Genomic DNA, 23897 nt, shown 5'->3' on the forward strand with positions numbered 1-23897 from the left:
AAACCCCGCAGCCTTTCGGTTGCGGGGTTCTATGGTTCGGTTGTTTGCTGCTGCTTCGCCTTCCTAAACCATGACCCCGCTCTTCCCAAGTACGAGAATCACGATAATGAGGCCAAGAAGCATGTCGACGGGTCGCAGGGAAAGACGCGCGAGCGGGCGGGCGACGGCGGTCAGCCGCTCCCTCTTCTTCATCCCGCGATAGGTCTTGCCGTTGTTCATTTTTTCCGTGACGCTTGCTGCGATGCATTCAACTTGGGCGGATTCTAATCATGATACTTTCCGTCGTGTCAACCCTTTTTTTCACGTAATCTTTCGTTCGGCCCGCCGCCAGTGCCCCGTGGGGCTCCGCGGGGATGCATACGCACCTTATCTTGCAAGGAAGAAAATTCACCATGAGTGACCAACGCTCCCGCAGGTATTCCAGCCCCGTCGTGGACGGCGTGACACGGACCCCGAGCCGGGCCATGTTGCGCGCCGTGGGCTTCACCGATGCCGACTTCGGCAAGCCCCAGGTGGGCATCGCGTCGACCTGGGCGGAGCTCACTCCCTGCAATATGCACATCGACGGCCTGGCCCGCGAAGCTGCCGCCGGCGCCAATGCCGCCGGCGGCAAGGCCGTGATCTTCAACACCATCACCGTGTCGGACGGCATCTCCATGGGCACCCCTGGGATGCGCTATTCGCTGGTGTCACGCGAAATCATCGCCGATTCGATCGAGGCGGTGGTCGCGGGGGAGGGTTTCGACGGCTTCGTTGCGATCGGCGGCTGCGACAAGAACATGCCGGGTTGCGTGATGGCCATGGCGCGTCTCGACCGGCCCGCGGTGTTCGTCTACGGCGGCACCATTCGCCCGGGGGCGAAGCGGCGCGACATCGTCTCGGTGTTCGAAGCCGTCGGGGGGCACGCACGGGGGACCGTCTCGGATGCGGAACTCGGCGAGGTCGAGCGCACGGCGATCCCCGGCCCGGGTTCCTGCGGCGGCATGTACACGGCGAATACCATGGCCTCGGCCATCGAGGCGCTCGGGCTCAGCCTGCCCAACAGTTCCGCCCAGGAGGCCGTCGGCGACGCGAAGGCGGAAGACTGCCGTCGCGCAGGGGCCGCCGTCCTGGAGTTGCTGGCGAAGGGCATCAAGCCGTCCGACATCCTCACGCGCGAAGCCTTCGAGAACGCCATCACGGTGACCATCGCCCTCGGCGGTTCGACCAATGCCGTGTTGCACATGCTCGGCATCGCCGACGCGGCCGGCGTACCGCTGGAACTCGATGACTTCACCCGCATAGGCGCGCGCGTCCCGGTGCTCGCCGATCTCAAGCCCAGCGGCCGCTACCTGATGTCCGAACTGATCGAGATCGGCGGGATCCGGCCGCTGATGAAAACCCTGCTCGACGCCGGCCTGCTGCACGGCGGCTGCCTGACGGTGAGCGGGCGGACCCTCGGCGAGGACCTGGCGGACGTGGCGCCCTACCCGGCCGGCCAGGACATCGTGCGGAGCCTCGACAATCCCATCAAGCCGGACAGCCACCTCGTGATACTCAAGGGCAACCTCGCGCCCGCCGGCGCCGTCGCCAAGATCAGCGGCAAGGAAGGCGAGCGATTCGTCGGCCGGGCACGGGTCTTCGGCAGCGAGCAGGACGCGTTGCAGGCCATCCTCGCGGGCGGAATCGTCGCCGGTGACGTCGTGGTGATCCGTTATCTCGGCCCGAAAGGGGCACCGGGCATGCCGGAGATGCTCTCCCCCACCGGCGCCATCATCGGCCGCGGGCTGGGCGACTCCGTGGCGCTGATCACCGACGGACGCTTCTCCGGCGGCAGCCATGGCTTCGTGGTCGGCCATGTCGCTCCGGAAGCCGCCGCCGGCGGGCCGATCGCCGCGGTGGAGGACGGCGACGAGATCGAGATCGATGCCCGGCGCCGCGAGATCACCTTGCGGATCGATCCCGCCGAACTCGAGAAGCGCCTCGCCCACTGGCGACCCCCGGCGGGCGAGAAGCCCGGCACGGTGCTGGGCAAGTACGGCCGCCTCGTCAGCTGTGCGTCGCGGGGGGCGGTGTTGAGTTAGCCCGGCAGGGGTCTAGCGACCGTCCGCGCTCCCGGCCGCCTGGTTCAGCGCCGCGAAAATCACTTCCTCGCGCGTTTCGCCGACGGCGTACCAGCGACGTTCGCGACCGCGATACAGCGCCAGGGTGGACTGGTAACGGGCGCCGAGGGCCTCGACGGCCGACTTCTGGGTGTCGAAGTCGATGCTCAGCAGCACCAGGTCGACCCCGGGATGCGCTTCGCGGTAGCGCCGCACGATCTCGCGCTGGCGCCGGCAGGTGACGCACCAGGTGGCGTGAATCTCGACGAGCACCAGGGCGTCCTGCGCCTGCAGGGCGGCGAAACGCTGCGGCGTGAACCGCTCGGCCTCCTGGCTGATCGCGCCGACGCCGAAATACAGGGCGACTGCGAACAGCAGCACGGTAACGGTCCAGAGGGCCGGCTTTTTCATGACACCGACACCTCAGACCTCGTGACAGGCGACCAGGTGATCGCCCACTTGCCTGAGCTCAGGGGTCTCGACGGCACAACGGCCGACCGCGATGGGGCAGCGCGTGCGAAACGCACAGCCGGACGGCGGATCGACCGGCGACGGCAGGTCGCCCTGCAGCGGGGCGTGCGGCTTGTTGCGCTCGAGCTCGGGGTCCGGGATCGGCACAGCCCGGATGAGGGCCTGCGTGTAGGGATGCATCGGTCTTTCATACAGCGCGACGCGGTCGGCCACCTCGACGACCCGCCCGAGGTACATGACCATGATGCGGTGACTGATGTGGCGCACCACCGCGAGGTCATGGGCGATGAATACCAGGGACAGGTTCATTTCCGCCTGCAGGTCCATCAGCAGGTTGACGATCTGCGCCTGGATGGACACGTCGAGCGCGCTGACCGGCTCGTCGCAGATCACCAGCTTCGGCTCGAGCACCAGGGCCCGCGCGATGCCGATGCGCTGGCATTGCCCGCCGGAAAACTCGTGTGGATAGCGGTTGACGTGCTCCGGGCCGAGGCCGACGCGGCTGAGAATCGCTTCGACCTTCTGTCGCACCTCGCGTCGCGGCGTGGACGGAAAATGCGTCCACACGGGCTCGGCGACGATGTCGCCGATGGTCATGCGAGGGTTCAGCGAAGCCAGCGGATCCTGGAACACCACCTGCATGTCGCGCCGGTGGATGCGCATCGCCTTCTTGTCCTTGCCGGTGATCTCCTCCCCCAGCAGGCTGATGTGCCCGTTGGTGGCGGGAACGAGCCTGAGCACCGCACGCGCCAGCGTGGACTTGCCGCAACCCGACTCCCCCACCACGCCGAGGGTCTCCCCGGGCCGCAGCGCCAGCTCGACACCGTTGACCGCACGCAGCACGCGTGTCTTGCCGAGGATCGTCTCCGGCGCCAGCCTGAAGTGCACGTGCAGGTCGGACACATCGAGCAGGGGCGGCGCATCGAGGTCAGGTTCGCGCCGCTCGATGAGCGCCTGCTCGACCGCGGATTCCCCGTCGGCTTCGTCCAGCGACGCGAGCCGGCTGATCTCCGCCTGGTCGAGTCGCGGCACGGCGGCGAGCAGCGCGCGGGTATACGGATGCTGCGGCCGGTAGAAGATGTCATCCACCGGACCGGACTCTTTTTCCTCGCCGCCGTGCATGACCAGCACGCGCTCGCACAACCCGGCCACCACGCCGAGATCGTGAGTGATCAGGATGATCGCGGTGCCGAAGTCGCGGCGCACGTCACGCATCAGCTCGAGAATCTGCGCCTGCACCGTAACGTCCAGCGCCGTGGTGGGTTCGTCGGCGATCAGCAGGTCGGGACGACACAGCATGGCCGCGGCGATCATCACGCGCTGGCGCATCCCCCCGGAGAACTCGTGCGGATACATGTCCATCCGCTTGGCGGCCTCGGGGATATGGACCGCGTCAAGCAGCTCGATGCAGCGCTTGCGGCTCTCCTTGCGGCTGAGGCGCTCGTGGTGGACCAGCACCTGCGACATCTGGTCGAACACCGTCATGTACGGGTTCAGCGAGGTCATCGGGTCCTGGAAGATCATGCCGATCCGCCGGCCCCGCACCTTGCGCAGCGGGCCCAGCGGCATGCCGATCAGCTCGGTCCCGTCGAAGCGCGCCGAGCCTTCCGCGCGGCCGTTCGAGGCCAGCAGGCCGATCAGGCTCATCATCGACTGGCTCTTGCCCGAGCCGGATTCGCCGACGATCCCGAGCGTCTCGCCGCGCGCCAGCTCGAAGCCGAGATCGCGCACGGCGTGGACCTCGCCATCCGGCGTCTGGAAACGTACGTTCAGGCCCTCGACGGTGAGCAATGACATCAGCGGTCCTTGGGGTCGAGCGCGTCGCGCAACCCGTCCCCGACGAAATTGAAACAGAACAGCGTCGCCGCGAGGAACACCGCCGGGAACACCAGCATCCACGGCGCAGTGCCCATTTCCTGCGCCCCTTCGTTCACCAGCGCGCCCCAGGACGTCATCGGCTCCTGCACGCCGAGTCCGAGGAAGCTCAGGAAACTCTCGACCAGGATCACTTGCGGGATCGTCAGCGTCACGTACACCACCACCACGCCGAGCAGGTTCGGCACGATATGGCGGCGCAGGATGTTGAAGGTGGCCACGCCCTGGGCTTCGGCCGCCTCGACGAACTCCTTGTGCTTCAAAGACAGCGTCTGGCCGCGCACGATACGCGCCATGTCGAGCCAGTTGATCGCGCCGATGGCGACGAAAATCAGGATGATGTTGCGGCCGAAGAACACCATCAGCAGGATCACGAAGAACATGAAAGGCATGGCATAGAGGATATCGACGATGCGCATCATGACGTGGTCGACGCGCCCGCCGAGATAGCCCGCGGTGGCCCCCCAGCTGATGCCGATCAACAGGCTCACCAGCGTGGCGACCACGCCGATCATCAGCGAGATCCGCCCCCCGTAGAGGGTGCGCACGAACAGGTCGCGGCCCAGCGCATCGGTGCCGAAATAGTGGCGGCTCTCCCAGTCGGGACCGATGGAGGTGTTCGCCCAGTCGGTGTGGTCGTAGGCCCAGGGCGACAGCCAGGGCCCGACGATCACGGCCACCCCCATGAAAAGAATCAGCCCGCCGGCGACCACTGCCGCGCGATTCCGGCGCAGCACGTTCCAGGCATCGACCCACAGGCTCCGGCCCTTCACGGGCTCGATTCCGCCATCCGGCTTGCCGGCCGGCACCGTGGCGAGCGGCATCTCGCGGTTCATGCGTATTTCACCTTCGGATCGAGCCAGGCATAGACGAGATCGACCAGCAGGTTGAACAGGATGATCAGGGCGCCGTAAAACACGACCACCCCCATGACCAGCGTGTAATCGCGATTGAGCGCGCCCTGCACGAAATAGCGACCCAGCCCGGGGACGCCGAAAATCTGCTCGATGACCACGGAGCCGGTGATCACGGCCGCGGTGGCGGGCCCGAGGTACGACACCACGGGAAGCAACGCCGGCTTCAGCGCATGGCGCAGGACGACGGTGCGTTCGGGCAATCCCTGGGCGCGCGCGGTGCGAACGAAGTTGCTGCGCAGTACCTCGATCATGCTGCCGCGGGTCAGCCGCGAGATGTAGGCGATCTGCGGCAGCGCGAGGGATACCACGGGGAGAATCATGTGTCGCCAACTGCCGTCACCGATGCCGCCGGCGGGCAACCAGCCGAGATACACCGCGAAGAACAGGATCAGCAACGGCGCCATGACGAAGTTGGGAATCGAGATGCCGGTCATCGAGACGGCCATGACGGCGTGATCGGTCCGCGAATTCTGGCGCAGCGCCGCGATGGTGCCCGCTGAAATGCCCACCAGCAGCGCCAGCAGCATGGCGGAACCGCCGAGCCGCAGCGACACCGGGAAACCCGCCGCGATCAGCTCCGTCACGGTGAAGTCCTTGTACTGGAAGGACGGCCCGAAATCGCCGCGCACGATGTTCCAGACGTAGCGGCCGAACTGTTGCACCAGCGGTTCATCGAGGTGGTAGGCGGCGCGCAGGTTGGCCTCGATCTCCGCGGGGAGCGCCTTCTCCGCGTCGAAGGGTCCGCCCGGCGCCGCGCGGATCATGAAAAACGCCACGGCGATGAGAATGAACAGCGTCGGGATGGCGCCGACGAATCGGGTCAGTGCATAGCGCAGCACGCGGCTCTCCCGTGGCGATCCATGCCTGCTATCGTCGCGCGCCTCATCAGTGCGCCAGGATCTTCAGGTCTTTGGTGAGGATGAAATCCTGGATGTGTGGCCTGTAATTGCCGACCCAGGGCTTGACCAGCCGTTTCGTGACATAGAAATACAAGGGGATCAGGGGCGTGTCATGGATGAGGACGCGTTCTGCCTGGCCGAGATAGGTGGCACGCTTCTCCATGTCGGATTCGGCGGCGGCCTGGGCGAGCAATGCGTCGTACTCGGCATTTTTCCAGCCTGAATCGTTCAACCCGCTGTCGGAGTGCATGATCTCCGCGAAATTGAAGGCGTCATTGTAATCGCCGATCCAGCCGGCGCGGAACACCTGGGTGTTCTCCTTGAGGCGGCGGGTCTCGAGATACACCTTCCACTCCTCGTTCACCAGTTCCGTCTCGATGCCCAGCGCCTCGTTCCACATGGATGACACCGCCACCGCGATGGTGCGATGGTTCTCGTGCGTGTTGTAGAGAATCTGCAGGCGCAACGGCTGCTCGGTCGAGTAGCCCGCGGCGGCATAAAGCCGTCGCGCCTCGGCGACCCGCTCCTCCTGCGTCCAGCTCGCCCATTCGGGAACGTACTGCGTGTAATTGGCCGTGTTGGGCACCCAGCCGTAGGCGGGGATCTCGCCGGCGGTGGTCACCTGGCGGGTGAGGATTTCCCGGTCCACGGCGAGATTGAGCGCCATCCGCAGCTCGGGATTGTCCTTGAAGGGTTCCCGGGTCACGTTGAGCCCGAAGTAATAAATGCCGAGGTATTCGCTGATCACCAGTTCATCCGGAAGGTTTTCCCGGATCCACGACAGCTGTCTAAACGGCAGGTCGTAAGTCATGTCGAGCGCATCGGCCCGGTAGCGCTGCAACTCAGTGGACTGGTTCTCGATCGGGTAGTACCAGACCTCGTCGATGGTCGTGTTCTCGTTGTCCCAGTAGTGCTCGTTGCGCTCCAGGACGATATGCGACTGCATCACCCAGTCACGCAGCCGATACGCGCCGTTCGATACCAGCCGGCCGGGCCGTGCCCAGCGATCGCCGTACTTTTCGACGCTGGGCCGATGCACGGGATAGCTCGCCGAGTGGTTCAGCACGCCGAGAAAATAAGGCGTCGGCCCGTTGAGCCGTATTTCCAGGGTCATGTCGTCGATGGCGCGCACGCCGAGCGCCTCGGGCGGCAGTTCCCCGGCGATGATCTGCTCGGCATTGAGGATGGGCCGTAGCATGATGCTGTAGTTCGACAGCGTCGCCGGATCGACCGAGCGTCGCAGCCCGTAGACGAAGTCATGCGCCGTGACCGGGTCGCCGTTCGACCAGCGGCCGTCCTCCCGCATCTTGAAGACGTAGACCAGGCCGTCCTCGCTGATCTCCCAGGAACTTGCAGCCCCCGGCTCCAGCCCGGCCACGCCCGAGTCGTTGGTCAGCCCTTCGTACAGGTCCCGTTGCAGGTTGGACTCCGGCACGCCTTCGCTCTTGTGCGGATCGAGCGACTGGGGTTCGGCCCCGTTGCCTCGATGCAGGACCTGCATCGCGGCGAGTTCAGTCCCGCTCTGGCCGCCAACGGGCGCCGCGGCATCCCCGCGGCCTGCATCCGGCTGGCCGCAGCCGACGACGAACACGGCGAGCAGGCTGCAAAGCAATATCCGTCGGCTGGGGGTCATCGGCTCTCACGTGGCGGCAGGTTCGGCTGCGGAACATTATCACAGGGGTCGCGATACCGACCAAATCAGACCGCCTCATTCCCCGGGAGGTTCCGCAGGCGTAAAGTCTGCGGTCGAGCGCTTCGTCGCTGCGACGAGCGACCGATCAGGTATGCCGCGACAGGAGACACGAACATGAGCAAGGGCCAGGATCGCAAGAAGGAAACCAAGAAAAAGCCCGCCAAGACCGCGCAAGAGAAGCGCGCGGCGAAGCGGGCCAAGAAGGGCTAGCAACGCATCCCGTCCCGGCGGACCACGCCGGACCGGGATCTCTCTCCCCCACGTCCCGTGTGTTCGGGCGGCATCGCCTGCGGCATTGCAGCAACGTCCTCAAGGCGTTGTTTTTCAAGTCAAGTTGATCCCCTGCTTGCATCGCCCCGGCAAAATGCCGAGGGCTGCCTATACTTGAATCATCGAGTCGCCGCAGCGCTTTTTTCCTGCGGCCGATGTCTTGCCGAGTCACCGGCACCCGGTTTCCAGTCCCCGTCGCGGGCGCGGGAGCCGTCAGCCACACGGAGGATCAATGCCGGCACCGCAAGCGCCGCGTATCTACAATCTGTTCCCGTTGCTGGCGGGACCGATGGACAACTGGGCAGCGCATCTGCCCCGCATCGCACGGATGCGGTTCGACTGGATCTACATCAATCCCTTCCACCTTCCCGGCGCCTCGGGAAGCCTCTACGCCATTCGCGATTTCGACCAGTTGCATCCCGTCGTCGCTGGCGAAGACGGTGCGCCCTGGGATCGCCGCTTCACCGAATTCTGCGCTGCCGCCCGCGAGAACGGGCTGCGCGTGATGGTGGACCTCGTGATCAATCACGCGGCGAAGGACGCCCGGCTGGTCGAGACGCACCCTGGCTGGTTCCGCCGGCACCCGGATGGCGAGCTCGCCAGCCCGGGCGCGCTGGATCCGTCCGCGCCCCAGGGCATGGTGACGTGGAACGATCTCGCCGCCATCGACTATGGCCGTCCGGAACACACCGAGGCGCAACTCGCATTCTGGGCCGATCTCGCCGGTCGTTACACGGCTTGCGGGGCCGGCGGCTTTCGCTGCGACGCCGCCTACCAGGTGCCGGCCGGGTTCTGGCGCCGGCTCCTGGCCGAAATCCGCCGCGCCGCTCCCGCCACGGTGTTCGCCGCAGAAACGCTCGGCTGTCCGCCATCACAGAGCGAGGCGCTCGGGCCCGCCGGTTTCGACCTGCTGTTCAACAGTGCGAAGTGGTGGGATTTCCGTGCCCCCTGGCTTCTCGATCAATACGAGCGCCTCCGTCACGTGGCGCCGAGCATCGCGTTTCCGGAGAGCCATGACACGCCCCGGCTGATCACCGAACTCGCCCGCCGGGAACCCGCCGAAGTCGAGCGTCGCTATGCCTTCCAGTACGACTGGACGGCGCTGTTCTCCGCCGGGGTGATGATGCCGATGGGCTACGAGTACGGTTTCTCCCAGGCGCTCGACGTGTGCGACAGCCGGCCGGGCCAGTGGGATGACCAGCGTGCCGCCGCGCCGTTCGACCTGAGCAGGCACATCGCCGCCACCAACCGTCTCAAGGCGCGCATCGCCGTGCTCGGCACGGAAGCCCCGCAACGACGTTTCACCAGTCCCGATGCGTCGGTCGTCGGCCTGCATCGGCGCGATGGCGGGCAGGATGCGGTCATCCTGCTGAATCCCGACCCGGCGCGCCCCGCGCTGCTCGATCCTGCGGAAGTGACGCGCGCCACCGGCATCGGTGAATGGCGGGATGCGACCCCGGGCCAGGCCCATGAGGCGATGGTCCCGGGCTGTACGGTGGAACTGCCGCCGAACACGGTGCAGCTATGGTTGCAGCCGGCAGCGCCGGCGCGCCGCCCGCGCCCCCGCAGCCGCAGTGCCCAGCTCGCGCGGCTCGAGGCGCTGGCCGAAAACCGCATCGCGATCGAGCACGTGAGCCCGCAGGTGGACTGCGGCCGTTTCCCCGTCAAGCGCATCATCGGCGACACCGTGGAGGTGACTGCGGACATTCTCTGCGACGGCCACGAGATGATCGGCGCGGCCGTCCAGTACCGCGCAGCCGGCGCAGGCGAATGGCGCGAAGCGCGCATGGCGAAGGGCGCGAACGACCGCTGGCAAGGCACGTTCACCGTCGACCGGCTGGGCACCTTCGAATACCGCGTCATCGCCTGGCGCGACCGCTTCCGCACGTGGCGCGACGAGGTGACGAGGAAGGTCGCGGCCGGCCAGGCCGTCGAACTCGAGTTGCTCGAGGGCGCCGACCTCGTCAAGGAAGCCGCACAGACCGCGGCTGCCTCTTCCGACCTCGCCGCCGCCGTGCAACGCATCGGCACCATCGAGACACCCGGCGACCGTTACTCGGCACTGATGAGCGAGAAACTCCTTGCGCTCATGGACCAGTCCGCGCCCCGCAGCAACCTGTCGCGGCACGAGCGCCTCCTGGCGGTCAGCGTGGATCGGCCGGCGGCGAAATTTGCCGCGTGGTACGAGATGTTTCCGCGCTCTCAATCTCCCGAACCGGGCCGCCACGGCACCTTCCGGGATGTCATCCGGCGCCTGCCCTACGTGCGCGACCTGGGCTTCGACGTGCTCTATTTCACGCCCATTCACCCGATCGGCCGCACGCACCGCAAGGGTCGCAATAACACCCTGCATGCCGGGCCGCAGGATCCCGGCAGCGTGTACGCAATCGGCGCGGAAGAAGGCGGCCATACCGAGATCCACCCGGAACTCGGCACCCTGGAGGACTTCCGCGCCCTGGTCGAGGCGGCCCACGCCCATGACCTGGAGATCGCGCTGGACATCGCCGTGCAGTGTTCGCCGGATCACCCGTGGCTGGAAGCCCACCCGGAGTGGTTCGACTGGCGGCCCGACGGCACGATCAAGTACGCGGAGAACCCGCCCAAGAAATACCAGGACATCGTCAACGTCCATTTCTACCGGGATGCGATTCCGGGGCTCTGGTTCGAACTCAAGCGCGTGTTCGATTTCTGGATCGAACAGGGCGTGAAGACTTTCCGCGTCGATAATCCGCATACGAAACCCTTCCCCTTCTGGGAATGGCTCATCGGCGAGATCAGGGCCGTGCACCCCGACGTGGTGTTTCTCTCGGAAGCATTCACACGGCCGAAAGTGATGCTGCGCCTCGCGAAGCTGGGCTTCACCCAGTCCTACACGTATTTCACCTGGCGCAATACCAAGGCGGGGATGCGCGAGTACCTCGAGCAGCTCTCCAGCGGCGAGGAACGCGAGGTGTTCCGCCCCAATTTCTTCGTCAACACGCCGGACATCAACCCGGAAATCCTGCATGACAACGAGCGGCCGGCTTTCGAGCTGCGCCTCGCCCTGGCCGCCACGCTGTCGGGTGTCTACGGCATCTACAACGGCTTCGAGATCTGCGAGGCGACCCCGCTGCCGGGCAAGGAGGAATACCTCGACAGCGAGAAATACGAGATCAAGGCCTGGGATTTCGATCGTCCGGGCAACATCAAGCCGCTGATCCGCCGGCTCAACGCGCTGCGCCGGGAGAACCCGGCGTTACGGGATCATCTCAACGTGCAGTTCCTGAACGCCTGGAACGAGCACCTCCTGTACTACTTCAAGGCGACGCCGGAGCGCGACAACTGCCTGCTGGTCATGGCGAACATGGATTACCGCCGGCCGCAGGAAGCCAGCTTCGAGGTGCCGCTGTGGGAATTCGGCCTGCCGGACGACGCCAGCATCGAAGTCGAGGACCTGCTCGCCGGCCACAGCTTCACCTGGCACGGAAAGATCCAGCACATCCGGCTCGATCCCGCGGAATCGCCCGTCCGGATCTGGCGGCTGCGTCCCCCCGGCGGCCAAACCCACGGGAATTCTCAATGATCGATCGCACCATACCCGACTGGTACAAGGACGCCGTCATCTACCAGTTGCACATCAAGGCCTTCTTCGACGCCGACAACGACGGCATCGGCGATTTCGAGGGCCTCATACAGAAGCTCGATTACGTGAAGTCGCTCGGCGTCACGGCCGTCTGGTTGTTGCCGTTCTATCCCTCGCCGCTGCGCGACGACGGCTACGATATCGCCGAGTACCGCGAGGTGAACCCGTCTTACGGGACCATGCGCGACTTCCGCAGGCTGGTGCGGGAGTGCCACCGGCGCGACCTGCGGGTCATCACCGAACTCGTGATCAATCACACTTCGGACCAGCATCCGTGGTTCCAGCGAGCGCGACGCGCGAAAAAAGGCAGCGCCTGGCGCGACTTCTACGTGTGGCGCGACACGGACGATCATTACACGGACACCCGGATCATCTTCATCGACAGCGAGGCGTCGAACTGGACCTGGGACCCGGTGGCCGGGCAGTACTACTGGCACCGCTTCTACCACCACCAGCCGGATCTGAATTTCGACAACCCGAAGGTGCTGCAGGCCATTCTCGGCGTGCTGCATTTCTGGCTGAAGGCCGGCGTGGACGGCTTGCGCCTCGACGCAGTCCCGTATCTCATCGAGCGCGAGGGGACCAACAACGAGAACCTGCCCGAGACGCACGAGGTGCTGCGCAAGATCCGGGCGGAAATCGACGCCCACTATCCGGATCGCATGCTGCTGGCGGAAGCCAACCAGTGGCCCGAGGACACCGCCGAGTATTTCGGCCAGGGCGACGAATGCCACATGGCGTTCCATTTCCCCCTCATGCCGCGCATGTACATGGCGCTGGCCATGGAAGACCGGCATCCGATCACCGACATACTCCGGCAGACGCCCGAGGTGCCCGACGGGTGCCAGTGGGCGGTCTTCCTGCGCAACCACGACGAGCTGACGCTCGAGATGGTGACCGACGACGAGCGCGACTATCTCTGGGAGGTCTACGCCACCGAGAAACGCATGCGGATCAACCTCGGCATCCGGCGTCGCCTCGCGCCGCTCATGGAGCGCGACCGGCGCAAGATCGAGCTGATGGAAGGCTTGCTGTTGTCCATGCCGGGCACGCCGGTGCTGTACTACGGCGACGAAATCGGCATGGGCGACAACGTGTTCCTCGGCGACCGGGACGGGGTCCGAACCCCGATGCAGTGGACGCTCGACCGCAACGGCGGATTCTCGCGCGCACATCCCCAGCGTCTTTACCTGCCCACGATCCAGGATCCGCTTTACGGCTACCAGGCGATCAACGTCGAGAGCCAGGAGGCCGACTCCAGTTCGCTGCTCAACTGGACGCGTCGCATGCTCCAGGTACGCAGCGAATTCAGTGCGTTCGGTCGCGGGACCCTGGAATTCCTCTACCCCGGCAACCGGAAGATCTTCGCCTACCTGCGCCAGCACGAGGACCATACCGTACTGTGCGTCGTGAACCTCTCCCGCACGGCCCAGGCGGTGGAACTGGACCTGGCACGCTTTGCCGGCCGCGTTCCCATCGAGTTGTCCGGCAGGACGGCATTCCCGCCGATCGGGGAACTGCCCTACCTGTTGACGCTGCCGGCCTACGGTTTTCTCTGGTTCGAACTGCTCGACCGCGCCCATGCCCCCGACTGGCACCAGGACCACCCGGAACCGATGCCCGGCTTCCTGACGCTGGTGCTGCGCAAGTCGCTGGAAGAAATCACCGCGGGGCAGAACCGCAAGATGCTCGAGACCGAGATCCTGCCGGATTACCTGCCGAAACATCGCTGGTTCGCCGGCAAGGACCAGCGCATCGACGAAATCAGCCTCGACCACACGGTGGCCCTGCCGGGCGAAGCGTCCGATCCGTGGCTGCTGCTCGTGCTGGGCGTGCGCCAGGGCAAGACCACGACCCGCTACCAGTTGCCGGTGTCCGTCGCCTGGGACGAGCGGGCGCTGCGCCCGGGTTCCGCGAGGCTTGCCTGGACCCTTGCCAAGACACGCCGTTTCCGCCACGTGGGCGCGCTGCAGGATGCGACCATGGACGACAATTTCGCCCGCAGCGTCCTGGCGGCGATGCAACACGGAGACGGCGGGGAGTTCCGCGCGCAGGCCTGGGAGCCGCTTTCGGAGCTGCCGCTGGACGAGACCACGGAAGTCCGCCGCTTCGGCGTGGAGCAGTCGAACACGTCGATGATCGTCGGCGACCGGGTGGCGCTGAAGATCTTCCGCAAGCTCGCGGCAGGCACCCACCCGGAGCTCGAGATGGCCCGCTATCTCACGCACGAGGCGGGCTTCGCCAACACGCCGGCGCTGCTAGGCAGCCTGGAACTGCAGGAAGCCTCCGGAGAGCAGACGCTCATGGCCATCGCCCAGGCCTACCTGTTCAACCAGGGGGACGGCTGGCGGGTCATGACCGATTACCTCGACCGGGAGCTCGACCGGCGCGCCCTGGCCCGCGACAGCGAGCCCGATGAACACGGCGGCGAGTTCGACCACGAACAGAACCTGGCGCTGGTGGAGCGGCTGGGACAGAGAACCGCGGAAATGCATCGCGCGCTCGCGCGACCCACCGAGATCTCCGCGTTCACTCCTGAAAACGTCAGCGAGGCCGACCTCGCACGATGGGCGGAGCGGGCGGCGCAGCAGGCGCGCGAGGGCTTCGCCTCCCTGCGCCGCGTGCGCGACGGCCTGGAGGGTGCGACAGCCGAGCGCGCCGACGAGGTGCTGGCCAGCGAGGACGAGGTGCTCGCGAGAATCGACGCCGCCGGCGGAGTGACGCCGGGGATGCTCAAGACGCGCCTGCACGGCGACCTGCACCTGGGCCAGGTCCTGGTGGTGGAGCGGGACTTCCACTTCATCGATTTCGAGGGCGAGCCGGCGCGCAGCCTGGCGGAGCGGCGCGAAAAATCCTCGGCCCTGCGCGATGTCGCGGGCATGGCACGCTCCTTCGACTATGCCGCTTACTCGGCCGCCTACAAGAACATCGGCCGCCAGCCCGCCAACGACGACGCCGTGCTGGAAGACGCCCTGGCCTGGCGTGACGCCGCGTTGGCGCGCTTCTTCTCCGCGTACCGCGAACACCTCGGAGATTGCCGCAGCTGGCCGGAGCGCGAGGCGGATGCCCGCTGCCTGCTGGATGCCTTCCTGCTCGAGAAGGCCTGTTACGAACTCGCGTACGAGGCGGCCAACCGCCCGCACTGGCTGGACATTCCCCTGGCCGGGATTCGGGCGCTGATCGCGGAAACGCCCGCCTCGAAGGGGGCGTCACGCTCATGAGCAGCACGAACGTCAACTCACGAACCGCGATCGAGGCCCTCGTGGCCGGACGGCACCAGGATCCTTTCGCGCTGCTCGGCCCCCATCGCGCGGGCGACGGCGCCGTGCTGCGCATCTTCCGTCCGGAGCTGACCCGCGCCTGGGTGCTCCCGGCGGACGGCGAGCCCGTGGCCATGGAACAAGTTCACCCGGCCGGCTTTTTCACCGCAGCGATGGACGGCCCGCCGCCCGGCCGCTACCGCCTGCGCGGCGAAACGCCCGACGGCCCTGTCGAGTTCGACGATCCCTATCGTTTCGGCCTGCTGCTCGGTGAACTGGATGCGCACCTCCTCGCCGAAGGGGACCATCGCCAGCTTTATCGCGTCATGGGCGCCCACTTGCACGAGATCGACGGCGTCGCCGGCACGACGTTCGCAGTCTGGGCGCCGAATGCACAGCGGGTCTCGGTGGTCGGCGATTTCAATCGCTGGGATGGCCGCGTCCATCCCATGCGCAAAAGGCCCGAAGCCGGCGCCTGGGAGCTCTTCATCCCGGGCGTGGCGCCGGGCAACTGTTACAAGTACGAGATCCTCGACGCCGAGGGACGACTGCAACCCTTGAAGTCCGATCCTTACGCCTTCGCCGCGGAGTTGCGCCCGGGTACGGCATCGAAGGTGCACGGCCTGCCGAAGCTGCAGTGGCATGACGACGACTGGCTGGCCGTACGCGGGGCGCGGATCGCGCCGGATGCGCCGGTATCGGTGTACGAGGTCCATCTCGGCAGCTGGATGCGCGGCCCCGGGGGCCGCTGGCTGGATTACGCCGAGCTCGCCGAGCGGCTCATACCCTATGTCACGGCGATGGGATTCACGCACCTCGAACTGCTGCCCATAACGGAATACCCCTTCGACGGCTCCTGGGGTTACCAGCCGACCGGACAGTTCGCGCCCACGAGCCGGCATGGCAGCCCGGAGGACTTCGCCCGCTTCATCGATGCGGCTCACGACGCGGGCATCGGCGTCCTGCTGGACTGGGTACCGGGGCACTTCCCCTCCGACGCCCACGGGCTGGCGCGTTTCGACGGCACCGCGCTGTACGAGCACGCCGACCCGAGACAGGGATTCCACCGCGACTGGAACACCCTGATCTACAACTTTGGGCGGCGCGAGGTGGCCAACTTCCTGTTGTCCTCGGGCCTGTTCTGGCTCGACAGGTATCATCTCGACGGGTTGCGCGTGGATGCCGTCGCCTCGATGCTTTACCTCGACTATTCCCGGGAGGCCGACGACTGGGTACCCAACCGCTATGGCGGCAACGAGAATCTCGACGCCATCGACTTCCTGCGGCGCCTGAACACCCTCGCCGCCTCCGAGACGCCCGGCGCGAGCGTGATCGCTGAAGAGTCCACCGCCTGGCCCGGCGTGTCGCGGCCGGTGCATGCGGGCGGACTCGGCTTCGGCTACAAGTGGAACATGGGCTGGATGAACGACACGCTGCGCTACATGAGCGAGGATCCGGTCCATCGCCGCTGGCGCCACGCCGACATGACCTTCGGCCTGCTGTATTCATTTTCCGAGAACTTCATGCTGCCCCTGTCGCACGACGAGGTCGTCCACGGCAAGGGCTCGATTCTCGGCCGCATGCCGGGAGACGAGTGGCAGCGCTTCGCGAACCTGCGGGCTTACTACGGATTCATGTTCGGCCACCCGGGCAAGAAGCTGAACTTCATGGGCAACGAGATCGCCCAGGCGCGCGAGTGGGCTTTCGAGCAGAGCCTCGACTGGCACCTCCTCGAGCAGCCCCTGCACCGAGGCGTGCAGGCGCTGTTCACCGACCTGAACCGGCTTTACCGCAGCCTGCCCGCGCTGCACGCGCGCGACTGCGATCCCGCCGGTTTCGAATGGCTCGTCGACAACGACGACGCGAACAGCGTGCTGGTATTCCTGCGCAAGGGCCGAGCCGGTGATCCGGCAGTCCTGGTGGCCTGCAATTTCACGCCGGTGCCGCGCTATGGCTATCGCGTCGGGGTGCCGTTCGGCGGCAGCTTCACCGAGCGGCTGAACACCGACGCGGCGGTCTACGGGGGAAGCAACGTGGGGAATGCCGGCCATGTGGATATTCAGCCGGTGCCGGCGCATGGCCACCCGCAGTCGGTCGAACTGACCTTGCCGCCGCTGGCCACGGTGTTCCTCGAATCCACGGCGAGCCCCGATCCCGCCGCAGACGCCTGATGAATCGCCCGCAGCCCCCGCAGTTCACCGGCCTCGAGAGCGGCCACCACCGTCCGCTGGGCGCGACCTTCGACGGACGCGGCGTCAATTTTGCCCTGTTCTCAGCCCATGCGGAGAAGGTCGAGCTGTGCCTGTTCGACGAGCGCAACCAGCGCGAAACCCAGCGCCTGGTCCTGCCCGGCCATACCGAGCAAGTCTTCCACGGCTACCTGTCGCAGGCCCGGCCCGGCCTGTTGTACGGCTACCGCGTGTACGGACCTTATGCGCCGCGGGAAGGCCATCGCTTCAACCATCACAAGCTGCTGCTGGACCCCTACGCGCGCGAACTCGTCGGCCGCTTGCGCTGGAGCGACTCGAACTTCGGTTACCGCGTCGGCACCGCGACCCGGGACCTCACCTTCGACACGCGCAACAGCGCCGCCCGCATGCCGAAATGCCGTGTCGTGGACGATGCCTTTTCCTGGGGCGAGCACCGTCGGCCCGGACGGCCGCTGGGCCAGTCGTTGCTCTACGAGTGCCATGTGCGCGGCATGACCATGCTGCATCCCGACGTGCCGGCCGCCTGGCGCGGCACGTTCGCGGGGCTCGCCAGCGACGCCGTCATCGACCACCTGCTCGATCTCGGCGTCACCGCAGTCGAGCTGATGCCGGTCCATGCGTTCGCCGACGATCGCCACCTGCTCGAGCAGGGCCTGCGCAACTACTGGGGCTACAACAGCCTCGGCTTCTTCGCGCCGGAAACGCGCTACCTCGCGGGCGAGCGCGAGGAGTTCAAGCAGATGGTCCGCCGGCTTCATGCCGCCGGCCTCGAGGTCATTCTCGACGTCGTCTACAACCACACGGCCGAGGGCAACGAACTGGGCCCCACCCTGTCCTTCAAGGGCATCGACAACAAGAGCTACTACCGGCTGATGCCCGACGAGCCGCGCTACTACATCAACGAGACCGGCACCGGCAACACCATGAACCTGGCGCACCCGCGCGTGCTGCAGATGGTGATGGACTCGCTGCGTTACTGGGCCGAGGAGATGCAAGTGGACGGCTTCCGTTTCGACCTGGCGACCACCCTGGCCCGCGAGCCGGCGGGCTTCGATCCGGGCAGCGGTTTTCTCGACGCCATCGGCCAGGACCCCGCCCTGCAGCAGGTGAAACTGATCGCGGAGCCCTGGGACATCGGTCCGGGCGGCCACCAGCTCGGCAACTTCCCCGCCGGGTGGAGCGAATGGAACGACTTCTACCGCGACACGGTGCGACGTTTCTGGCGCGGCGACGATCACATGCTGCCGGACTTCGCCCGCGCCGTCGCCGGCAGCGCGCAGATTTTCGACCATGCCGGGCGCAGGCCGACGGCCAGCATCAATTTCGTCACTGCCCACGACGGCTTCACGCTGCAGGACCTCGTCTCCTACGACCGGCAGCACAACGAGGCCAATGCCGGCAGCGGGGGGGACGGTCATGACGAAAACTACTCTTCGAATCATGGCGTCGAAGGGCCCACCGACGACCCGGAGATTCGCGCACTGCGCGCCCGCCAGGCACGCAACATGCTGTTGAGCCTGTTCGTCTCGCAGGGCGTGCCGATGCTCTTGATGGGCGACGAATTCGGGCGCAGCCAGGGCGGCAACAACAATGTCTACTGCCAGGACAATGAAACAAGCTGGATGAAATGGAACGCGTCGGGCCAGACCGAGCATGACCGCTTCGCCTTCGTGCGAGACCTCGCGCGACTGAGACACGCGCATCCCGCGCTGCGCGCGGAGCATTTCCTGCATGGGCGCACGGCTTCGCAGGAAGGGATCCCGGACATCCTGTGGCTCGACACGCAAGGCCAGGAGGCGTCGGCCGAAGCCTGGGAGGATCCCCATGCCCGGGTGATCGGCATGCAGCTCAACGGTCGCGCCGTGGCGCCCGACAGCGAGCCGCCCGAGACCGTGCTGCTGATGTATTTCAATGCCGCCGAAAACGGGGTCGAAGTGCGCCTGCCCCGGTGCAATGGCTGCGGCGGGTGGCGCGCGCTCGTCGATACCGCGCATCCCGAACAGGTGAACCGGGAGTTCGCGCCGGGCGCTGCCCACATCCTGCCGGAGCGCAGCGCCATGGTGCTCGCGATGATCGACGCGGAGCAGGAAGAACCCGCCGTCGCCCGGTGAGGAGTTGGTGCCGGAGAGTGGAATCGAACCACCGACCTACTGATTACGAATCAGTTGCTCTGCCGACTGAGCTACCCCGGCACGAAAGGGGATTTCGAGAGGCCGCGAAGTATAGGAGATGCCCCCCGCAGCGGCAACGCCTGGAGGCGACTCAGTCGCGGTTGCGCACCCGGATGATCACGTCCACGCCGTCCTGCTCGGTGCCGGCCGGCGCGGCGGGCACGCCGGCGAAGGACACGGACTCGGCCGGGATATCGATCATCTCGCCCGTATCGACGTTGTAGAAATGATGATGGGCGTGGACGGTGGAATCGTAATAGACGCGGTCGCGATCGACGACGAGTTCCCTGAGCAGCCCGCATTCGACGAACAGGTTCAGCGTGTTGTAGACCGTCGCCTTGGACACCCGGATGCCCTGGACACGGGCCGCCTTCAACACCTGCTCCGCCGAGAGGTGCTGCGGCCGCGCGAAAACCAGCTCCGCGAGCTGCAGTCGCTGGGTCGTCGGCTTGGCGCCGTGACGCGCCAGGCGATGTGCGATCGTGTCCTGATGTTCCATAGAGGTCGACGCCGATTCAGAGGGTTGCATAAGTAGAGTGCCGCATTATAAGGGGCTGGGCAAATCTGCGCCATCCCGGCCCGGCGGACGGTAGGGCGCCGGGTCCAGTGGGGGCGCCGCGCCCGTGAGCAGGGCCGCGAGCAGGGCGGCGGAGCCGGGCCCGAGGTTCACGCCGTTGCGGAAATGTCCTGTGTTGACCCAGAGGCCCGGCATGCCCTCCACCGGGCCGATCCATGGAATGCCGTCGGGCGAACCCGGCCGGAGCCCCGACCATTGCCCCTGCACCGGCAAACTGCCGAGCAAGGGCACCATGGCCGCAGCCGCGCTGCGCAGCGTTTCGCTAGCCGCAGCGGTCGTGCCGAGATCGAAACCCACGTCCTCCACCGTGCTGCCCACCAGCACCACCTCGTCATGGCGAGGAATCACGTAGTGCTCGCCGCGCATCAGGATATGGCGCAGCATGCCGCGCTGCACCCGGTACCAGAGGATCTGGCCGCGCACCGGCCGCAGGGGCAGGCGCACTTCCAGCGGCGCGAGCAGCCGGCCGCTCCAGGCCCCGGCCGCGACGACCGTATCCGGCGCGCGGAGCATCCCGTGCGGGCCGGCCGACACGTTCACCCCGTCATTGCCATGCTCGAGGCTGACCTCGCCCGCGCCCTCGAGAATCGCTACGCCGCGCAGCCGCAGGTCCCTGGCCAGCGCGTCGAGAAAGCGGGGATTGCGAATCTGGGCGATGTCCGGCAACAACAGGGCGCGTTCGACCCCGCGCCGGGCCGCGGGGACGAGCCGCGCCAGCGCGTCCGCCTCCAGGACTTCGGCGCGCATGTCGCGCCGGGCGGCGAAGGCCAGTGCCATCTCGAGCTGCGCAGGCTCAAGGTAGATGGCACCGCTCGGACGGTATTCGGGATCGATGCCGGTATCGCGCTCCAGTGCCGTCGCGAGTTCGGGCAGCATCGGCAGCGAAACGCCCGCCAGCGCATCCACGGCGGGCGGCACGTCCCATGGCGCCAAAGGCGACATGATGCCGCCACCCGCCCGTGAGGCGCCGCCGGCCACCCTGTCGCGCTCGACCAGGACGACCTTGCGCCCCGCGATCGCACAGGCCCGCGCGGTGAGCATGCCTTGCGCGCCGCCGCCGATCACGATGACGTCCCCCCTGGTTTTCGCGGTGCCTCGCATTGCCATGGCTGCACCTTAAAGGTTCCGCATATCTGCAGGGAAGCGGCAGATTCCGCAACTGCACCCCGGCGGGCTTTGACGGCAGTCTGAAAGCCGGGAGGAACGCCATGCACCGTACATCCGGCATCACGTTGATCGAGCTGCTCACCGCGCTGGCGGTGATCGCCGTGCTGGCCGGCCTGGCGGTTCCCGCGCTCGACGGGCTGCTGCTCAATGCGCGACGCGCCGCCGCCATGGAGAGCCTCTTCCGGGCGGCCTGGCTGGCGCGCACCGAGGCGCTCCGCCTCGGCCGTCCCGTGCTGCTCTGCGGCTCGGCCCGGGGCGACGGCTGCGATGGCGACCCGACGAGTTGGACGGCCGGCTGGGTGGTCGTGCCGGCCGATTCGCCGGGCGAGGTGTTGCGCCACGGCGGCGGTGTGGCCCGAGCAGGGGCGCGCCTGCTCTCGAATCGCGACGCCTTTCGCTTCGAGGCGGCGGAACGCCGCAGCACCAACGGCACGCTCGCCTGGTGCGACCGGCGCGGCGCGGCCGCGGCCCGTGCCATCGTGATCTCGCCCACGGGCCGCCCGCGCCACACGCACGGGTCGGGGTCGCTGGAGTGCGAGACGCCATGAAGCTGCGCGGGATGGTCATGACCGAAGTGCTGGTCGGACTGCTTGTGCTGGGCCTGGCCGGGACGGCCGTGCTCGCGCTGGCGCTCGACGCTTTCGCAGCCATCGCGGAGGCGCGCCGGACGGAGCTCGCCGCCAGCCTCGCGGCGGATCTTGCCGGCCGCGTACGCGCGCTGTCCGCGGTGGACTGGACGACCCTGCCCCCCGCTCTGCCGTGTGGCGCCGCCTGTGCGCCCGAACAGCTTGCGGCGCTGGAGCTCGCCCAGTGGCGTACGGACGTCGCCACCACGTTGCCCGACGGCCGCGCCGAACTCGTGAGCGGCGGCCCGACACAGTTCGTGCTGACGCTCGCCTGGACGGACACCGGCGCCGAGACCCGCGAGCTCAGCCTGGGGATCGCGCGATGAATCCGCGCCCCCGGTCCGCCGGAATCACGCTGCTCGAGGTGATGGTGGCCATGGCGACCGGGCTGGCGCTGGTGCTGCTCATGGCCACGCTGCACGCACGAATCCTCTATCTCGGCGGCGAGGCCGGGCGGGCCGCGGATGCCCAGGATGCATTGCGGATCGCGCTCGCCCTGCTGGAGTACGAAGTGGCCCACGCCGGCTACTGGGGTCCCGTGGGATCGGCTGCACAGATCGCCGGCCGGGGCGGCGATGCCACGCCGCTGGCCGTGGCCGTGGCCGGCGACTGCGGGCCACGATGGGCCATCGACCTCGATCGGCCCGTCGAGGGCTGGTCGGCCGGCTGGCCGTTGAGCTGCTCGCCGTTCGCCGGCGCGTCCGCGACCGGCGGGGCGCTCGTGCTGCGGCGTGTCGAAACAGGGCCGGAAGGTCCCGAGGCGGGCCGGCTCCAGGTGTATGCCGATCCCTGGGCCGGACGCCTGGCGGTGGCCGGCGCGGCTGCCGCGCCGGGCGAGCAGGTCCACACCCTCGTCGCGCGAGCCTATTACATCAGCCCCCGCTCGACGGGGGACATCGGCCGGCCGTCGCTGCGCCGCAAGACACTGCAGCGGGGACCGCGAGTGATCGACGAGGAGATCATGCCGGGCATCGCCGGACTGCAGCTGTGGTTCGGCGAGGACCTGGACCCGCCCGGGACGCCCGGGCACGGCCTGCCGAACCGTTTCGTCGCGCCGGAAGCCGCCAGCGGCGCGGTGGTCGCCGTGCGCATCCGCCTGGTGGCGGACGACGCCGCGCAGCTGGCGCTGACCCGCACGGTGCCGTTGCGCAACGGGCCGGCCCCGTGAGCGGCGTGCGGGCATCCGCCAGGTGCCCCGGACGGGCGCAGGGTGCGGCACTGGTCGTCGTGCTCGTGCTGACCGCCGCCGGCATGGCGCTGTCCTCGGCCGTCGCCAACACCGCGGCGCTGGAGTTCGTGATGGTCGATGGCAGCCTGGCCCGACTGCGTGCGATGGAGGCGGCGGAAGCCGGGCTCGCCGCCGCCTTGCGCGCACGCGCCTGGTCCGCCGGAACGGCCTGGAACGCGGACGGGACCCTGGCGAGCGGGAGCCGCTGGACCGTCCGGGTGCAACTCGTCGCCGCGCGCGTGGACCCGCCTCCGGCGCCCGTCACCTGGCGCTTCGACATCGAGAGCGCGGGGCATCATGGCGCGGCGCGCGTGGTCCTGATGCAGTCCTTCGACGTGGAGGGCGCCCTGCCCGGTCATCCGCTACCGATCGGCTGGCGCCAGGTGGATGACGCGCTATGAAGCGGGGGTTCACGCTCATCGAAGTACTGGTCTGCGTGGTCATCGTCGCCCTGCTCGCGACCATCGCGCTGCCCTCCTGGCGCGGGGTGGTGACCCGCAGCCAGCGGGGAGATGCGATCGCAGCGCTGTATGCCGTGGCCACCGCCCAGGAGCGTTACCGCATGGTGCATGGCGTTTACGCCGCCGCGGCCGCCCCGGCGCCGCCCGTCGGGCTGGGATTCGCGAGCAGTGAAAGAGGATGGTACGAACTGCGCATCGAGCACGCCGACGCCACCCGCTTCACCGCCACCGCCCGGCCACGCGACGGCGCGCCCACGACATCGGATACCGAATGCCGGCTGTTCACCATCGACCAGGCGGGGGCGCGGAACTCGGTGCCGGCAGGACCGGACACCTGCTGGCGCTAGTCGCCATGCGAGAGAAGATGGT

General features: G+C 67.4%; 18 protein-coding genes and 1 tRNA gene. 10 read left to right on the forward strand and 9 right to left on the reverse strand.

Going from position 1 to position 23897, the window contains the following annotated elements:
• Positions 1–63 precede the first annotated feature (63 nt).
• Positions 64–219, reverse strand: coding sequence for a hypothetical protein (locus G6032_RS04515; protein WP_165280954.1), 156 nt, complete (start codon positions 217–219; stop codon positions 64–66).
• Between the two features lie 173 nt (positions 220–392).
• Here G6032_RS04515 and ilvD point away from each other — a divergent pair, with 173 nt between their 5' ends.
• Positions 393–2063 carry a dihydroxy-acid dehydratase gene (gene ilvD, locus G6032_RS04520; RefSeq protein ID WP_165280955.1) on the forward strand — a complete coding sequence of 557 codons (1671 nt, stop codon included), beginning with the start codon at positions 393–395 and terminating at the stop codon, positions 2061–2063.
• Between the two features lie 12 nt (positions 2064–2075).
• Here ilvD and G6032_RS04525 read toward each other — a convergent pair whose 3' ends face one another.
• The 5 genes from G6032_RS04525 to G6032_RS04545 are packed head-to-tail and all read right to left on the reverse strand — an operon-like array spanning position 2076 to position 7876.
• Entirely contained in the window at positions 2076–2492 is a 417-nt protein-coding gene (locus tag G6032_RS04525) for a thioredoxin family protein (RefSeq protein WP_165280956.1), read from the reverse strand.
• 12 nt (positions 2493–2504) lie between these two features.
• Positions 2505–4349, reverse strand: a complete 1845-nt coding sequence (locus G6032_RS15805) for an ABC transporter ATP-binding protein (RefSeq protein ID WP_165280957.1) — start codon at positions 4347–4349, stop codon at positions 2505–2507.
• The gene (locus tag G6032_RS04535) at positions 4349–5263 is read right to left on the reverse strand and encodes an ABC transporter permease subunit (RefSeq protein WP_240901992.1); all 915 of its coding nucleotides are present in this window, start codon (positions 5261–5263) and stop codon (positions 4349–4351) included. Before G6032_RS04535 ends, G6032_RS15805 begins: the two co-directional genes overlap by 1 nt.
• On the reverse strand, positions 5260–6183 hold the full coding sequence (oppB, locus tag G6032_RS04540) for an oligopeptide ABC transporter permease OppB (RefSeq protein WP_165280958.1): 924 nt from the start codon (positions 6181–6183) through the stop codon (positions 5260–5262). The genes G6032_RS04535 and oppB overlap by 4 nt, the downstream gene beginning before the upstream one ends.
• A gap of 46 nt (positions 6184–6229) precedes the next feature.
• Entirely contained in the window at positions 6230–7876 is a 1647-nt protein-coding gene (locus G6032_RS04545; protein ID WP_165280959.1) for a peptide ABC transporter substrate-binding protein, read from the reverse strand.
• Between the two features lie 562 nt (positions 7877–8438).
• Here G6032_RS04545 and G6032_RS04550 point away from each other — a divergent pair.
• The 4 genes from G6032_RS04550 to glgX are packed head-to-tail and all read left to right on the forward strand — an operon-like array spanning position 8439 to position 19409.
• Positions 8439–11768, forward strand: coding sequence for a maltotransferase domain-containing protein (locus G6032_RS04550; protein WP_165280960.1), 3330 nt, complete (start codon positions 8439–8441; stop codon positions 11766–11768).
• Positions 11765–15049 carry a maltose alpha-D-glucosyltransferase gene (gene treS, locus G6032_RS04555; protein ID WP_165280961.1) on the forward strand — a complete coding sequence of 1095 codons (3285 nt, stop codon included), beginning with the start codon at positions 11765–11767 and terminating at the stop codon, positions 15047–15049. Before G6032_RS04550 ends, treS begins: the two co-directional genes overlap by 4 nt.
• On the forward strand, positions 15046–17259 hold the full coding sequence (gene glgB, locus G6032_RS04560; RefSeq protein WP_165280962.1) for a 1,4-alpha-glucan branching protein GlgB: 2214 nt from the start codon (positions 15046–15048) through the stop codon (positions 17257–17259). The genes treS and glgB overlap by 4 nt, the downstream gene beginning before the upstream one ends.
• Positions 17259–19409: a glycogen debranching protein GlgX gene (glgX, locus tag G6032_RS04565; protein WP_165280963.1), complete on the forward strand. Its 2151-nt coding sequence runs from the start codon at positions 17259–17261 to the stop codon at positions 19407–19409. Before glgB ends, glgX begins: the two co-directional genes overlap by 1 nt.
• Positions 19410–19414: 5 nt before the next feature.
• Here the strand turns inward: glgX and G6032_RS04570 are convergent.
• The 3 genes from G6032_RS04570 to G6032_RS04580 all read right to left on the reverse strand — a co-directional run bounded on the left by G6032_RS04570 (position 19415) and on the right by G6032_RS04580 (position 21153).
• Positions 19415–19490 (reverse strand) — tRNA-Thr (locus G6032_RS04570).
• 70 nt (positions 19491–19560) lie between these two features.
• Positions 19561–19968 carry a Fur family transcriptional regulator gene (locus G6032_RS04575; protein ID WP_165280964.1) on the reverse strand — a complete coding sequence of 136 codons (408 nt, stop codon included), beginning with the start codon at positions 19966–19968 and terminating at the stop codon, positions 19561–19563.
• A 45-nt stretch (positions 19969–20013) separates the two neighbouring features.
• Complete coding sequence (locus tag G6032_RS04580; protein ID WP_165280965.1) at positions 20014–21153, reverse strand: FAD-dependent oxidoreductase; 1140 nt, start codon at positions 21151–21153, stop codon at positions 20014–20016.
• Between the two features lie 101 nt (positions 21154–21254).
• On the opposite strand from G6032_RS04580, the gene G6032_RS04585 reads away from it, so the two are divergent.
• From G6032_RS04585 to G6032_RS04605, 5 genes are read left to right on the forward strand one after another with little or no spacing between them, the layout of a single operon-like run.
• Positions 21255–21761 (forward strand): GspH/FimT family pseudopilin, encoded by a 507-nt coding sequence (locus G6032_RS04585; RefSeq protein WP_165281223.1) that lies wholly within the window; start codon positions 21255–21257, stop codon positions 21759–21761.
• Entirely contained in the window at positions 21758–22165 is a 408-nt protein-coding gene (locus tag G6032_RS04590) for a hypothetical protein (protein ID WP_165280966.1), read from the forward strand. The genes G6032_RS04585 and G6032_RS04590 overlap by 4 nt, the downstream gene beginning before the upstream one ends.
• Positions 22162–23007: a PilW family protein gene (locus tag G6032_RS04595; RefSeq protein WP_165280967.1), complete on the forward strand. Its 846-nt coding sequence runs from the start codon at positions 22162–22164 to the stop codon at positions 23005–23007. The genes G6032_RS04590 and G6032_RS04595 overlap by 4 nt, the downstream gene beginning before the upstream one ends.
• On the forward strand, positions 23004–23468 hold the full coding sequence (locus tag G6032_RS04600) for a hypothetical protein (RefSeq protein WP_165280968.1): 465 nt from the start codon (positions 23004–23006) through the stop codon (positions 23466–23468). The genes G6032_RS04595 and G6032_RS04600 overlap by 4 nt, the downstream gene beginning before the upstream one ends.
• Positions 23465–23875 carry a type IV pilin protein gene (locus G6032_RS04605; RefSeq protein ID WP_165281224.1) on the forward strand — a complete coding sequence of 137 codons (411 nt, stop codon included), beginning with the start codon at positions 23465–23467 and terminating at the stop codon, positions 23873–23875. The genes G6032_RS04600 and G6032_RS04605 overlap by 4 nt, the downstream gene beginning before the upstream one ends.
• Positions 23876–23897 lie beyond the last annotated feature (22 nt).

Source organism: Wenzhouxiangella sp. XN24, assembly GCF_011064545.1.
Taxonomy (GTDB): domain Bacteria; phylum Pseudomonadota; class Gammaproteobacteria; order Steroidobacterales; family XN24; genus XN24.

Excerpts from the sequence above, each read along its gene's own strand:
- G6032_RS04515 (WP_165280954.1), bottom strand. The coding sequence starts at position 219 with ATGAACAACGGCAAGACCTATCGCGGGATGAAGAAGAGGGAGCGGCTG.
- ilvD (WP_165280955.1), top strand. The coding sequence starts at position 393 with ATGAGTGACCAACGCTCCCGCAGGTATTCCAGCCCCGTCGTGGACGGC.
- G6032_RS04525 (WP_165280956.1), bottom strand. The coding sequence starts at position 2,492 with ATGAAAAAGCCGGCCCTCTGGACCGTTACCGTGCTGCTGTTCGCAGTC.
- G6032_RS15805 (WP_165280957.1), bottom strand. The coding sequence starts at position 4,349 with ATGTCATTGCTCACCGTCGAGGGCCTGAACGTACGTTTCCAGACGCCG.
- G6032_RS04535 (WP_240901992.1), bottom strand. The coding sequence starts at position 5,263 with ATGAACCGCGAGATGCCGCTCGCCACGGTGCCGGCCGGCAAGCCGGAT.
- G6032_RS04545 (WP_165280959.1), bottom strand. The coding sequence starts at position 7,876 with ATGACCCCCAGCCGACGGATATTGCTTTGCAGCCTGCTCGCCGTGTTC.
- G6032_RS04550 (WP_165280960.1), top strand. The coding sequence starts at position 8,439 with ATGCCGGCACCGCAAGCGCCGCGTATCTACAATCTGTTCCCGTTGCTG.
- treS (WP_165280961.1), top strand. The coding sequence starts at position 11,765 with ATGATCGATCGCACCATACCCGACTGGTACAAGGACGCCGTCATCTAC.
- glgB (WP_165280962.1), top strand. The coding sequence starts at position 15,046 with ATGAGCAGCACGAACGTCAACTCACGAACCGCGATCGAGGCCCTCGTG.
- glgX (WP_165280963.1), top strand. The coding sequence starts at position 17,259 with ATGAATCGCCCGCAGCCCCCGCAGTTCACCGGCCTCGAGAGCGGCCAC.
- G6032_RS04575 (WP_165280964.1), bottom strand. The coding sequence starts at position 19,968 with ATGGAACATCAGGACACGATCGCACATCGCCTGGCGCGTCACGGCGCC.
- G6032_RS04580 (WP_165280965.1), bottom strand. The coding sequence starts at position 21,153 with ATGGCAATGCGAGGCACCGCGAAAACCAGGGGGGACGTCATCGTGATC.
- G6032_RS04585 (WP_165281223.1), top strand. The coding sequence starts at position 21,255 with ATGCACCGTACATCCGGCATCACGTTGATCGAGCTGCTCACCGCGCTG.
- G6032_RS04590 (WP_165280966.1), top strand. The coding sequence starts at position 21,758 with ATGAAGCTGCGCGGGATGGTCATGACCGAAGTGCTGGTCGGACTGCTT.
- G6032_RS04595 (WP_165280967.1), top strand. The coding sequence starts at position 22,162 with ATGAATCCGCGCCCCCGGTCCGCCGGAATCACGCTGCTCGAGGTGATG.
- G6032_RS04605 (WP_165281224.1), top strand. The coding sequence starts at position 23,465 with ATGAAGCGGGGGTTCACGCTCATCGAAGTACTGGTCTGCGTGGTCATC.